This is a genomic window from Lactobacillus helsingborgensis, assembly GCF_003173695.1.
In the GTDB taxonomy this organism is placed as follows: domain Bacteria; phylum Bacillota; class Bacilli; order Lactobacillales; family Lactobacillaceae; genus Lactobacillus; species Lactobacillus helsingborgensis.
The window spans coordinates 1252548-1265211 of record NZ_CP029544.1 but is presented as its reverse complement, the minus strand read 5'-3'; the positions used below and the strand labels follow the sequence as shown (position 1 = coordinate 1265211).

General features: G+C 34.3%; 17 protein-coding genes, 3 tRNA genes and 1 riboswitch. Of the genes, 19 read left to right on the top strand and 1 reads right to left on the bottom strand.

Translation table 11 applies throughout. The features are described 5' to 3' along the window. The first annotated feature begins 8 nt into the window (after nt 1-8). The 4 genes from DLD54_RS06025 (at nt 9) to DLD54_RS06010 (ending at nt 2791) form a co-directional block, all read left to right on the top strand. The gene (locus DLD54_RS06025) at nt 9-200 is read left to right on the top strand and encodes a hypothetical protein (RefSeq protein WP_109918601.1); all 192 of its coding nucleotides are present in this window, start codon (nt 9-11) and stop codon (nt 198-200) included. A 2-nt stretch (nt 201-202) separates the two neighbouring features. Further along, nucleotides 203-994 carry a bifunctional DNA primase/polymerase gene (locus DLD54_RS06020; RefSeq protein WP_109918600.1) on the top strand — a complete coding sequence of 264 codons (792 nt, stop codon included), beginning with the start codon at nt 203-205 and terminating at the stop codon, nt 992-994. Continuing rightward, entirely contained in the window at nt 991-2286 is a 1296-nt protein-coding gene (locus tag DLD54_RS06015; protein WP_109918599.1) for a virulence-associated E family protein, read from the top strand. Before DLD54_RS06020 ends, DLD54_RS06015 begins: the two co-directional genes overlap by 4 nt. A 322-nt stretch (nt 2287-2608) precedes the next feature. Next, nucleotides 2609-2791, top strand: a complete 183-nt coding sequence (locus tag DLD54_RS06010) for a hypothetical protein (protein WP_109918598.1) — start codon at nt 2609-2611, stop codon at nt 2789-2791. Here DLD54_RS06010 and DLD54_RS06005 read toward each other — a convergent pair. After that, nucleotides 2778-3560 (bottom strand): DUF4393 domain-containing protein, encoded by a 783-nt coding sequence (locus DLD54_RS06005; RefSeq protein ID WP_109918597.1) that lies wholly within the window; start codon nt 3558-3560, stop codon nt 2778-2780. The genes DLD54_RS06010 and DLD54_RS06005 overlap by 14 nt on opposite strands. 68 nt (nt 3561-3628) lie before the next feature. Between DLD54_RS06005 and DLD54_RS06000 the strand changes: the two genes are divergently transcribed. The 15 genes from DLD54_RS06000 (at nt 3629) to DLD54_RS05925 (ending at nt 12663) form a co-directional block, all read left to right on the top strand. After that, nucleotides 3629-3814 carry a helix-turn-helix domain-containing protein gene (locus DLD54_RS06000; protein WP_109918596.1) on the top strand — a complete coding sequence of 62 codons (186 nt, stop codon included), beginning with the start codon at nt 3629-3631 and terminating at the stop codon, nt 3812-3814. A gap of 25 nt (nt 3815-3839) precedes the next feature. Then, on the top strand, nt 3840-4025 hold the full coding sequence (locus tag DLD54_RS05995; protein ID WP_109918595.1) for a hypothetical protein: 186 nt from the start codon (nt 3840-3842) through the stop codon (nt 4023-4025). After that, on the top strand, nt 4025-4363 hold the full coding sequence (locus DLD54_RS05990; RefSeq protein ID WP_109918594.1) for a VRR-NUC domain-containing protein: 339 nt from the start codon (nt 4025-4027) through the stop codon (nt 4361-4363). The genes DLD54_RS05995 and DLD54_RS05990 overlap by 1 nt, the downstream gene beginning before the upstream one ends. Continuing rightward, nucleotides 4347-4829, top strand: coding sequence for a hypothetical protein (locus DLD54_RS05985; RefSeq protein WP_109918593.1), 483 nt, complete (start codon nt 4347-4349; stop codon nt 4827-4829). Before DLD54_RS05990 ends, DLD54_RS05985 begins: the two co-directional genes overlap by 17 nt. Nucleotides 4830-4843: 14 nt before the next feature. Then, the gene (locus DLD54_RS05980) at nt 4844-5350 is read left to right on the top strand and encodes an ArpU family phage packaging/lysis transcriptional regulator (protein ID WP_158593323.1); all 507 of its coding nucleotides are present in this window, start codon (nt 4844-4846) and stop codon (nt 5348-5350) included. Between the two features lie 320 nt (nt 5351-5670). Continuing rightward, nucleotides 5671-6009: a hypothetical protein gene (locus DLD54_RS05975; protein WP_109918591.1), complete on the top strand. Its 339-nt coding sequence runs from the start codon at nt 5671-5673 to the stop codon at nt 6007-6009. Nucleotides 6010-6049: 40 nt separating this feature from the next. Beyond that, nucleotides 6050-6601: a hypothetical protein gene (locus tag DLD54_RS05970; RefSeq protein WP_109918590.1), complete on the top strand. Its 552-nt coding sequence runs from the start codon at nt 6050-6052 to the stop codon at nt 6599-6601. Nucleotides 6602-6635: 34 nt separating this feature from the next. Next, entirely contained in the window at nt 6636-7130 is a 495-nt protein-coding gene (locus DLD54_RS05965) for a terminase small subunit (protein ID WP_109918589.1), read from the top strand. Between the two features lie 697 nt (nt 7131-7827). Next, nucleotides 7828-7900, top strand: a tRNA-Val gene (locus tag DLD54_RS05955). A 122-nt stretch (nt 7901-8022) separates the two neighbouring features. After that, nucleotides 8023-8094: transfer RNA gene (locus DLD54_RS05950), tRNA-Glu, on the top strand. 4 nt (nt 8095-8098) lie between these two features. After that, nucleotides 8099-8171, top strand: a tRNA-Val gene (locus DLD54_RS05945). A gap of 68 nt (nt 8172-8239) precedes the next feature. Then, nucleotides 8240-8320, top strand: a riboswitch (SMK box riboswitch). Beyond that, the gene (gene metK, locus DLD54_RS05940; protein WP_109918587.1) at nt 8318-9517 is read left to right on the top strand and encodes a methionine adenosyltransferase; all 1200 of its coding nucleotides are present in this window, start codon (nt 8318-8320) and stop codon (nt 9515-9517) included. (Overlaps the previous riboswitch by 3 nt.) Before the next feature lie 29 nt (nt 9518-9546). Next, a complete protein-coding gene (locus tag DLD54_RS05935; protein WP_109918586.1) occupies nt 9547-11001 on the top strand; it encodes an MDR family MFS transporter in 1455 nt (484 codons plus the stop codon). Between the two features lie 141 nt (nt 11002-11142). Beyond that, on the top strand, nt 11143-11889 hold the full coding sequence (locus tag DLD54_RS05930; RefSeq protein WP_109918585.1) for a tyrosine-protein phosphatase: 747 nt from the start codon (nt 11143-11145) through the stop codon (nt 11887-11889). Nucleotides 11890-12174: 285 nt separating this feature from the next. Further along, on the top strand, nt 12175-12663 hold the full coding sequence (locus DLD54_RS05925; protein WP_109918584.1) for a cupin domain-containing protein: 489 nt from the start codon (nt 12175-12177) through the stop codon (nt 12661-12663). The last annotated feature ends 1 nt before the right edge of the window (nt 12664 follow it).

Genomic DNA, 12664 nt, shown 5'->3' with positions numbered 1-12664 from the left:
AAAACAAAATGAATGTTAAACAAATAATTTTTAACGGCAATATTGATAACTTCAAAGCTAAAAATGGTGTTGTGAATATTCAAATCAGTACATCAGCTAAAAATTTATCATTAGACAGTTTAAATGAAATTGCAAAAAATCAGATTCAGGTAATACTTGAGTCTAACCAATTAGAAATGATTGATTCTGAAACTAAATAATTATGCCACTAGAAAATCTAGTCAATTATGCTATTAGCTATGCAGCTCACGGATTTTCTGTAATTCCAATCGGATCAAATAAACGACCGCTGATTAAATTTGCCGATAAGCCAGCACTTACTAGTGATGAAATTAGAAAGGTCTGGCAACGCTATCCATTGGCTAACATCGCTCTTAAAACTGACAAGTTTTTCGTGATTGATGTTGACCGTCATGGTGATGTTGATGGCTTACAATCCATCCTTAATCTTAATCATAACGAATGGTTTAAAGACACTTTGCGAGAAAAAACCGCTCATGATGGTTACCACTTCTTTTTTCAAAAACCTAGAAAAGAAAATGTGACGCAATGCATTGGGCTATTGCCAGGTGTAGACTTAAAAGCACACGAAAATAATTATGTGGTAGTTGCTCCAAGTAAAATTGACGGCAAGTCATATCGGTGGCTTAATCACAAACCAATAAGACCAGCTCCTGCTGGTTTGTTGGAATTAATTCAATGCAAGTCAAAGCCAGAGAAAAAGACGATTTTAGACTATAAAATTGCTAGTAAAACGCAGACCTCAAAACTCTTTGAATTAATTGCCAATGGCCTAGGCGATACCGGCAGGCGCAATGATACTCTTACCAGTTTTGTCGGTGGACTCTTATATCGCGGTGTTGATCCAGATGCAGCAGCTAAATTAGCATTAATTGCAAATACTAATACAACAGACAGTCTTCCGCTGAATGAAGTGGAACGAACAGTAAATTCAGTAATTGTAAAAGAGATTAAAAGAAGGGGGATTGAATGAGTGACGTTATTAAAATCAATGAAAAAAATGCTGATAAGTTACGAAAAACCACCATTGAACTTGAACGTCAAAATAATGGTGCCGTTAAAACTACTAGCGTTAAAAACGCAGTGCTAATTCTATTGCATGATCCCAATCTCAAAAATTTATTTCGATTGAACGAATTTACCCAAGAAATTGATGTCGTTGATAATCGTAAATTAGAAATAAAAAATATTGGCACTGTCATAATCAGTAAGGGTCAATATACAGACCAGGTTACTAACTCAGTAGAGCTTTATATCGAAGCTCGATCAGATTATGAGCATGCCACTTTTAAAAACGTAATTATCGAGCAGGCAATTGATAATGTGGCTTACATGAATTCCTATAACCCCGTTATTGAATATATGGATAATGCATATAAACATTGGGACAAAAAACGCAGGATTGATAATTTCTTTCCTGAATATCTGGGAGCTAAGAAGAATGCGACCACAACATTAATTACTCGGACATGGTTAATGGGAGCAGTGGCCAAAGCATACAACCCTGAAACTAAATTTGATTATGTTTTAGATTTAGTAGGTGGCCAAGGAGTCGGTAAAACTTCGATTCTGAAGAACATTGCACCTATGGGGTTATATACGGACCAATTTAATACATTCACTAAGAAAGATGATTTTGAAGTGATGAAAAATGCTCTGATTGTCAATGATGATGAAATGACTGCCAGCAATGAGGCGAGTTTTGAAGAAATCAAAAAATTCATCACGATGCAAGACTTCGAATACCGCAAGCCTTATGGTCATAAACCATTACATTTTAAGAAAAAATTTGTCATCGCACGAACAACTAATGAGGTTAGACACTTACGTGACCGTTCAGGCGATCGGAGATTTTTATCAATTTATGCTGATCCAAAAAAGCAGACCAAAAATCCTGTGACCGATTTGACCGAGGATGTGGTGCAGCAGCTGTGGGGCGAAGTAGTATGGTTATTCAAAAATGCGAAAGATCCATTTAAATTTACACCTAAACAGGAAGAATTACTGAAAGAAAATCGTGAAGAATTCCGATACACATCCGGTCTTGAAGATAATCTAATGGATGTTTTAGAAAATAAGTTCAAGAATAGAGATTTTATCCCAAACCGGGAATTATCAGTTGCTTTGTTTCAAGATCCCAATGCACTTTCGCGGAATAATAAGCAAACACGTGATATTAGATATTATATGGAGCACATGGGATATGACACTAGTGCAAGATTAAGAATAGAAGGAAAAGTTCAGCGTGGCTTTTCAAAGACGTGACAGTTGTGAACGGTAGTGTGACAGTAACTGTCACAGCTGTATCCGTTGGGAGAGTAAGTTAAAGAAGATAGTGTGACAGTATGACAGTAAATATTGATAAAACTTTTTATTTTTATAATATATAGCCTCCATAGCTATAAAAAAGTTTTTTAAAATTTTACTGTCACGTCTTTGAAAAAAGTCTTTTATCTTATGTGAGAGTAGAGCTTAAAGGCGTGACAGTAACTGTCACGGAAGTGTCACCTCTGAGGAAAATATTATGGAAGTTATTGAAGGTTATTTAGCTAAAAATCCCGATGTAATGGGAAGTTGAGTGATAAAGATGAAATTTAAAGATGGAGAGGTAGCGAAAATGGAAAATAAAAAAACGCCACAATCCGACAAGATTGGTACGTTTAAAATGGATAAACATGGTGAATTAGTTTGGGAAGATTCTAATTATGGACATACAGTTTTTACAGCTGAACAGGTCGAAGCAATCAAATTTTTAATTAATTCTGTATAACGATTTGAATTAGTTTTTTTCCAAAAGTTGTGAATTCTATAACTCCCTTTTTAATGCTTGGTTTTGAACTTGTGTTTGAGAATTCGGTTGAATTACTCCAGCATAAAAATTCAGTTGATTTTTCAGCAGAATCATAGAATGACGTATATATATCATCATTGGTCAAATATTGTTCATCGCTTTGATTAATTATTCCTAACGATACAAGGTTATTTAAACTCAGTTCATTTTGAAACCAAAGAGCTGTTGAATTATTTGGAGCAATAAAATGATCTCCATATTTATGGCCTGAGCCATCATCCATTCGGCTAAAAAATATAACAGTAGGTATAGGAAGAAAATCAAAATTATTAGTCGAAATTTGGATAAGAAACTTAGCATCTTCTGAACTAAATTGTGATAAAACATTTGAAAATCTAGGTGATAATCCTTGATTATTCCTTTTGTCTATAGAAGCAGCAACAAGTTTAGCAAACATTTCTCTTAAGTTATCATCACTTATTTGATATTTAGAGTCCTCTATAGTTTTCATAGCTAAGTTTATTTTAGAAGAATCCCTATTTTCTTCAGGAATTTTATTTACATTATCAATAATTGATTGCTTAAATTTTCTTATATGTGCATTTGCCCATATTGTTCCTATGTTTAATGGCGATAATAATAATTCTGAAATACCACCCAAGGTGTCACCAATATTTTTAACAGTAGGATTCATTAATAGTTCTTGAGTATTTTGAGGTAAAAAATTAAGTGGATTTTTTTGATCCATGAAAAATCTCCTTTTAAAAAATCAATTAAATACTAGATATATGTATTATTATACACGAAAGACACAAGATGTTGTGGAATAAGATACAAATTATTTTGAATAAAAAGCATTGGTCTTTAGCAAAATTAGCCAAGGAATCTAATGTAAATTATGAAACATTGAAAAAATATAAATTTGCTGGGCAGGAACCTGGCTTTAGTAAAGTATGTAAAATTGCTGATGCGTTAAGTATTAGTTTAGATGAATTGAGGTAACCATTAGCCTGAAAGGAGCTAGTAAATGACAACGATAAAAATGAATGACGGTAGAACTCAATATAATGTTAAGGAAGATTTTCATGATATATGTATGTTTCTTTGTAATGCAAATAAATTGAATAACTATTTTATTCAGCTAACAGATACGCAATTAGGTGAAGTTTTATTAAGCATCAATAACATTTTATCCGTTAAGGCAAGTAAATAATGTCTGAACATGAAATTCAAAAACTAATTATGCGTGAATTATCAATGCATCATTGTACTGTTTTTAGAGCAAATGTTGGTAAAGTGCTCATGCAAAATGGGAGGTGGTTTGATACTGGGCTACCTAAAGGACACCCAGACCTATATGGTTTTAGATGGGTAGACAATCAAGTATTTTATATAGAAGTAAAATCAAAAACTGGTAAACCTAGAGATGATCAGATTAGATTTCATGAATTTCTATTATCACATAATGTGATACATGGAATTGCTCGTAGTACAAAAGATGCTCGTATGATTGTGGAAGGAGGCTTGGTGGGGTATGGCTATCCCCTATAATTTAATTCATGCATTAGAAAATGAATATGGAACATTATCATTAGTACCAGATAATAATTTAACTTTAAAGTCTATTCAAAAATCACTATACAACAATGAAGAAGAAATTATTGACGCTAGAATCACTGCATTAATTAATGACGGTTATTCAATTAGTGAAATAGCAACTGAATTAAATTTTAGCCAAAATAAAATCCGATCAGCTGTTAATCGTTTAGGATTAGAAGTTAAACCATATTTTAAATATGTGGCAATTAATCGAAAAACCGAACAAAAAATATATAGTAAGAACTTTAGCAAATACCGTGTTATCACTCATCAATCTTTACAATTTATATCAAGTGCAAGGCTTTATTTAAATAAAAAAGGATATTATTTAAGAAAATTCCGTAAAATTGTCCGCTTTAAAAAGCTAAAATCAGGAGATAAGTATTTTTGTAAAAACAAATTATATACCAAAGAATAGAAAGGAAAAGAGCTGTGGAAGAAAACGTTGATTTACCAATCGATATTGATCAAAAGTTAACTGCTCAAAAGGTACGTAACTTTTTCAAATATAATTTTGAACACTACCTAATAAGAGCTGGTTATCATCGTACTGACCTTAGCAGCCCACAGCTCGATCCTACTGGTATTATGAGTCATGGTGGCAACTCAGCTGAGAATAAAATGGCGTCAATATTTGAAGCACAGGATAAATGCCAAGCAGTCTATCATGCTATTGAACAATGCGCTGATAGTTCAAAGCAGCCATTCAGAACAATTTTAAAATCACTTTACATTGAAGAACTTACTGATTGGCAGGTAGCAGCTAAAGTGCAGTATAGTGATTCCAGATACAGTGATTTAAAGCGTTATGCTCTGTGCCAGTTTGCAGACACGATTGATACTTGGAAACTAATTTATAATGTAAAAATTCCAGAACTTAAGGTATTTAAAAATCGGGTCAATATCGGGTCAGAATCGGAGAAAGGTCGGATTGAATAGGTGTTATATTAGTAACATCAAGAATAAAAGATAATTCTTGAATGTGTATATACAAAGCAGCGATAGGTTCGAATCCTATCGTTACTATAGACATGCGATGACCTTAATAAGTCTTTATTTGGATAATCTATAATATGTTTTGAAGTTTAGTAATTATATTAAGCGAGTGTGTCAAATCAAATATGGATTAATTGATAAGGTAATCAAATTTTATAATGCAAGGATTAGACCTATCACTAATCCATATTTTTATGCCTTAAAGTTATTTGTGAGTATAATATACTCGTAAAGTTATTAAAATTTTAAGGAGAGATTAAGTCATGAATTATTCAGATTTTATAAAAATGTTTGAAAATATTATCAGTCTCGCAGATAAAGCTAAAGATTTAAAACTAACAAGGGCTATTAATGAGTTAGGCGTTAAAACTTTAAAATTAGTACAGGAAAATGCAGATCTTAAAGATAAGCTTAATAAGCAAAAGGACGATGATGATTTTGCTAAAAGCTTAAGAATAACAGAGGAAGGATACTATTATAAAGATGAAACTACACCCTACTGTATTAGATGTTGGGATGCTGATAAGAAAAGAATACACTTACAAAAAAGTGAGTATGGAACTTGGATTTGTCCGGAAGAGATATTTTTAAGAAATAAATGATTTTATCGATATTAATGTAGAAAAGAGAAAATGTAAAAAGATGCCATCATTATTAGTTGAAAAATTTTTAATTTTTATTTCTAAAAATTGGTTTCCTATTGTTATTCCAGCTGTAATTTCGGCTTTATTATCTTATTTTGTTTCTGTGAAGGCTAATGTACGAATAGCAAGAAATCAAAATAGTCGGCAAAGGGAATTGGAAAATTCACGTACTTTTGAAAGGCTTTATGATTTGCTGTTGAGTATGTATAGAAACATTAATCATTTGAATAATATTATGAAATTTTTTCCCTCAGGAAGTTTACCGAAAACAGCTATAAAAAGAATCAGCGAAACAGAAAAAGAATTAGATAAAGAAATTTCAGAGTTTTCTATGTTAGTTAATCTTAACACCTCGTTATTTGAAGATGGAAAAAGAGGAGATTTAGCTGTACTTGTAGATGAATTTATGGAAGACGATAAGGAATATTTAAAAGTAGTAATAGGGAAATCTAATCAAGTGAGTTTAGAAAAGTCAAAAGTTTCTATGTTAGATACTTTAGATTATCTTAAACTGAAAAAAGAATATTATTTGTATAAATTTTTGAAGTAATTAAAATAACTTAATTAGGAGGTGGTGAAATGATGTGACTGATTCTGAAAAAAGAATAGCTGCCCAACACGATTATGAGCTTGGAATGAAGTATAAGGACATTGCCGCTAAATATAGTGTGTCTATTAATACAGTCAGATCGTGGAAAACACGTTATAAATGGCTACGCAATAAAAGTAAAAAAGATGTGCACATTAATCAAAAAGATGTGCAACAGAAAACACCAACGGGTGCAGCAATAAACCAACTCAATAATAGTAATTTAAAAGATAAACAAAAGGCGTTTGTACTAGAGTACTTACGCCTTTTTAATGCAACGCAGGCTTACATTAATGTTTACGATGTTGACTATAGTAATGCTAAAACTGCGGGACCCAGATTGTTGGAAAATGTTGGAGTTCAAAAACAGATAAAACAAATCCGAAAAGCAAATCTGAAAGAGCTAGTTATTGAGCCGTTGGACTTAATTGAAGACGTTACTAAAGAAGCCAAAGCGGACATTGGCAACTATCTTGACTTTGGCAGTTGATCAGAAAAAATCGTTGAAAAGAAAAAGACTAAAAAGCTTTTAAAGACGACAAAGTCAACGAATCGAGTACCAATGTTGTTTGAGATAAGCCAATATTAGACATTAATGGCAAGTAGGTCACAATAATCTTCTATCTACTTATATTTCAAGGATAAAGCCAAAGTAGATACTTCATTAATAAAGAAGATTACTTAAGGCATGGACGGAGCAACAATTGTGTTTTATTACAAAACCAAAGCACGTGATATGCTGCTTAAAAGGCCAAAAGAGCAAAACAATGACAACGATACGACAGTAAACATCAATTCTAACGTTCCAAAAGAGAATAAAGCAAAAGTTTTATGTACAAGATTTTACCTGTGTTTTATGTTATTTTTGGTAGATATACAATTAGAAACATGACAAATAGTGGCTAAAGAGAAAACATGTCTCAAATAAATCGTCTTTTATTTCAACAATGAACGATTTTAGAGTTATTAGAGATAAGAATGCTATTGTATTTATGTTGCATAAAACTAACTAACATTTTCTATGATTCACTTGTTTGAGCAAAACTTTTGGACAATTGATTTAATTAATTATCAACCCTCAAAATAACACCCATCACTTCAATCAAACAAAAATTTCAAAAAAATGTAGACATAAATAGAAACTTATGCTAAATTATTAGAAGTGGTCGAGAGACGACAACAAAAATGGAGGATTAGCTCAGCTGGGAGAGCATCTGCCTTACAAGCAGGAGGTCACAGGTTCGAGCCCTGTATCCTCCATAATAATGGTGGTGTGAAGGGAAGTTCGCGCCGCCATTATTTATTGATTAACTAATAACTTGAATCCTTGCATTTTATTTCAAAATAGGTATACTATTAAAAGTGCTTTGATTCAGAACAATGACCCGTTGGTCAAGTGGTTAAGACATCGCCCTTTCACGGCGGTAACATGGGTTCAAATCCCGTACGGGTCACTTTGGAGGATTAGCTCAGCTGGGAGAGCATCTGCCTTACAAGCAGGAGGTCACAGGTTCGAGCCCTGTATCCTCCATCGTTCTATGGCTACCGAATCTGCGGTAGCCTTTTTTATTATCAATATATAGAACGAAATTTTAAAAAAATCGGTTCAAGTCCTGAGAGGATCCTGTAATGGAGATGCCTTGTAACCGAATAGCTATTGTCTATAGGGGGACTATTATGGAAAAACGTTTATTTACTTCGGAGTCTGTTTCTGAAGGACATCCCGACAAAATTGCTGATCAAATTTCAGATGCAATTTTGGACGCAATTATTGCCAAAGATCCCCAAGCACACGTTGCTTGTGAGACTATTGTTAATACGGGAATTGTCTATGTGTTTGGTGAAATATCAACATCTGCTTATGTTGATATTCAGAGTATTGTCCGTAAAACTGTTTTGCGCATCGGCTATGACAAACCCGAATTAGGTTTTGACGGCAACAATTGTGCAGTTTTAATTGATATTGATGAACAATCACCTGATATCGCTCAAGGAGTTGATCATTCACTTGAAACACGTGAAAATCACTCTGACGAAGACCAGCTTGACCAAATCGGGGCAGGGGATCAGGGACTAATGTTTGGCTTTGCAATCAATGAAACGCCAGAATTAATGCCTTTGCCAATCTCACTGGCTCACCGCTTAATGAGACAAGTTGCCAAGTTACGCAAGGATGGCACTTTAAGCTGGCTTAGACCAGATGCCAAGGCTCAAGTAACGGTTGAGTATGATGAACAGCAAAAACCTTTAAGAGTTGACACTGTGGTTATTTCAACGCAAACCGATGATCAGGTTTCAAACGAAGAAATCCGTCAAGCAATGATTGATTTAGTGATAAAAAAAGTTATCCCAGCTAAATACTTGGATGAAAAGACGAAGTTTCTAATTAATCCTTCTGGCCGCTTTGTTATTGGTGGACCTAAAGGCGATTCAGGCCTAACTGGACGTAAGATAATCGTTGATACCTATGGGGGTTATGCTCGCCATGGTGGCGGTGCATTTTCAGGTAAAGATCCTACGAAAGTTGATCGTAGTGCCAGTTATGCTGCCAGATATGTTGCTAAAAATATTGTTGCTGCGGGTCTAGCTGATCGCTGTGAAGTTCAGCTTGCATACGCAATTGGAGTTGCTCATCCTGTTTCAGTCATGATTAATACTGCTGGAACTGGCAGAGTTAGTGATGATTTATTGACTAAGGCAGTACGTAAAATATTTGATTTGCGCCCGGCTGGGATCATTAAAATGCTTAATTTAAGGCGGCCAATTTACGAGCAGACCGCTGCTTACGGCCACTTTGGCAGAACCGATATTGATTTACCATGGGAAAAAACCGATAAAGTTCAAGAACTTTTAAACTTTGTTCACGAAAATAAATAGTTTTATCAGCTAATGAAGGGGTTGTAATTGTGAAGAAGACAAATGTACGAATAGTAATGATTGCGATTTTTATGACGACGTTTATGACCGCCATTGAAGGTACAATCGTTTCTACAGCAATGCCAACAATTGTTTCTGATCTGAATGGATTAGAAATCATGAATTGGGTTGTTTCCATATTTTTGTTTATGACTGCTGTATCGACTCCTTTATACGGTAAGTTGGCAGACAGCTTCGGTCGTAAACCAATCTTTTTATTTGGAATAGCACTTTTTGTGGTTGGTTCAGCGCTTTGTGGTCAAGCACAAAATATGGTTGAACTAATTTTATTCCGTGTTATTCAGGGATTAGGCTCTGGAGCTGTTCAACCGGTGGCAATGACCATTATTGCCGATTTATACAGTTTGGAAAAAAGAACCAAGATGTTAGGTCTTAATTCCGGTTTCTGGGGTGTAGCATCAGTTATTGCACCACTGCTTGGTGGTTTTATTGTCCAAAATCTATCTTGGCATTGGGTTTTCTACATTAATGTGCCAATTGGCATTATTGCCCTACTGTTAATTATCTTTTTCCTTAAGGAACCAAAGAATAAGAAGAAAAGCAAACTTGATGTTAAAGGAACATTTTGGTTAGTAATTTTACTTCTGACCTTAATGTTTACACTGCAGGATCTAGGGACAATTAAGCCGCTAATGCTGGCCGCCTTAGTCGCTTTAATCATTATTAGTGCAATTGTGTTCTACTATGAAGAAAAACGCGCAGAAGATCCTATAATGCCTCTTTCAATGCTCAAAGGCAGGGAGTTCTTAGCCGTCAATATGATTACACTGCTTATCGCAGGGGTAGTTATTGGTTTTGAATTTTACATTCCAACCTGGATGCAGGGAATTAACGGTACTTCTGCTACTGTAGCCGGTTTTGCCGTAACGCCAAGTTCAGTAATGTGGGTAGTTGGCTCATTCTTAATTGGTGGTATGCTTAGCCGCTGGGGCGTAAGAAAAACCTTCTTCGGACTATTAACCATTCTTTTAATAGCAGATTGCATGTTGCTAATTGTGCCGATACACACGCCGTTTTGGGTATTCTGTGTGATTGCCACATTAAATGGCTTTTCCTTTGGTGGCGTTTTAACCGCATCACAGGTTCGCTCACAGGTGCTGGTTTCAAAAGAAAATATCGGTGTTGCTACTTCTTTTAACACTTTGATGCGGTATTTAGGGCAAACGATGATGGTTTCAATTTTTGGTATTACCTTTAATACCGTTGTTGCAAACCAACTTGCTCATCATACTAATTTAACTCAATCAATGATGAACAAAATTGTTTCTTCAGTTAAAGCAAAGGAGCTTGCCGCTAACTTAATTCCACAATTAAGAGCAGTGCTCTTTAGCGCTTTAAAAGGTGTTTACTGCGTTTCTCTAGTAGCAATTATAATTTCAATTATTTTTAACTGCATTTATAAAAAACAACAAAAAAATAGCTAACTAAAATAAATATTGAGTAAAACCTGCTGGTAACCAAATCAGCAGGTTTTTTATTTATTTAACTTTTCTCTATAGTAGAAAAGTCGCTTTCTAAAAATTATAATAGACGATATCAAAAAAATTACAGATAGGAAGTATAGCATGGAAAGGCAAATTACCAATTGGCGTTCTTTAGGTGGACATGTCGGTGCTGGAGGAAAAAAGGTTAGAGATGACTTGCTTTTTCGGTGTGGTCAATTATATAATTTAACCCCATTTCAAAAAGAACAACTACAAGATAAATATCAAATTAAACGTGTTTTCGATTTTAGAGGGCAGGATGAACGCAAACAATTTCCAGATTTCTTGTGGTCAGGTCTAGACTACGTGGTAATTGATGTGTTAAAGGATGCTCAAGTCAATCAAGCCAGTGTGGAAACGATTATTTCTGGTAGTTATAGTGCGGAAGAAGATATGTTAACTACTTATGAAGAACTGGTAATGGAGAAGTCTGCACAAACAGGTTATCGGCAATTTTTGTTGACTTTAATCAATGATCCCACTCCAACAGCATTTCACTGTTTTGCGGGCAAGGACAGGACAGGCGTAGCAGCAGCTCTCATATTAAAAACTTTAGGAGTCAGTGATGAGGAAATTTATGCGGACTACCTTGAAACTATTCCAGCACGTAAACAAGAAAATCAAGAAATTTTAGACTACTTGCAAGATCATTTAACTAGTGCGCAGCTAGATGAGGTTGCGGTTGCACTAACCGTTAAAAAAGCTTATTTAGAAAGGTATTTTGCTACTATCAAGCGCAACTTTGGTGATTTTGACAATTATCTTATGCAAGGACTGAATTTACCAGCTGATTTTAAAGATAAGATGCGCCAAATTTATTTAGTGTAGGTCACAATTTTAAAAAGATGCTCAATGCAGCGTTTAACTTTAAATAAATAATTAATATATGAAGGTAAAAATACCGGTAAAACTATAATTACTAAATTAAATATTTCTTCTTATTTGTAGTTAAAAGTTTATAAAATGTTCATCATTAAAATAAATAACTAAGTAAAACTTTTATCAAGTTGATTTTTGCTAATTTCAACTTAATAGCTGACTTTGCAGCTAAAATGCGCTAAATTTAGTTAGTATGATATTAAAACTAACAAGAATTTGAATAAAGGAGAAAAAATGCAACGCGACGAATATATCAAAAGTCTCAATCTTGAACCCCATCAAGAAGGTGGCTGGTTCAGACAAGTTTATACCAGTGATAAGCAATTTTATGACGAAGATAGCAAGGGAGAACGTTTCTACTACACCTCAATTTATTTTTTACTCGATGATAAGAATTGCTCTCATTTTCACCGTTTAAATCATGATGAGATGTGGTATTATCACGATGGTCAGGCAATTACTATTCACTGCATTTCGCCTGAGGGCAAATATTATGCGGTTAAATTAGGAAAAAATGTTGCGCAATGTGAATGTCTGCAGTTTAGGGTGCCAAAATATACTATCTTTGCTTCGGAAGTGACCGAGCCTGACAGCTTTTGCCTAGTAAGCTGTGTTGTTTCTCCCGGCTTTGATTATCACGATTTTGAGCTGCTTAAAAAAGCAGATTTGTTAAAGAAGTATCCAGAATATAAAGACGTCATTGACCGTCTAGCTCAAGATTAAT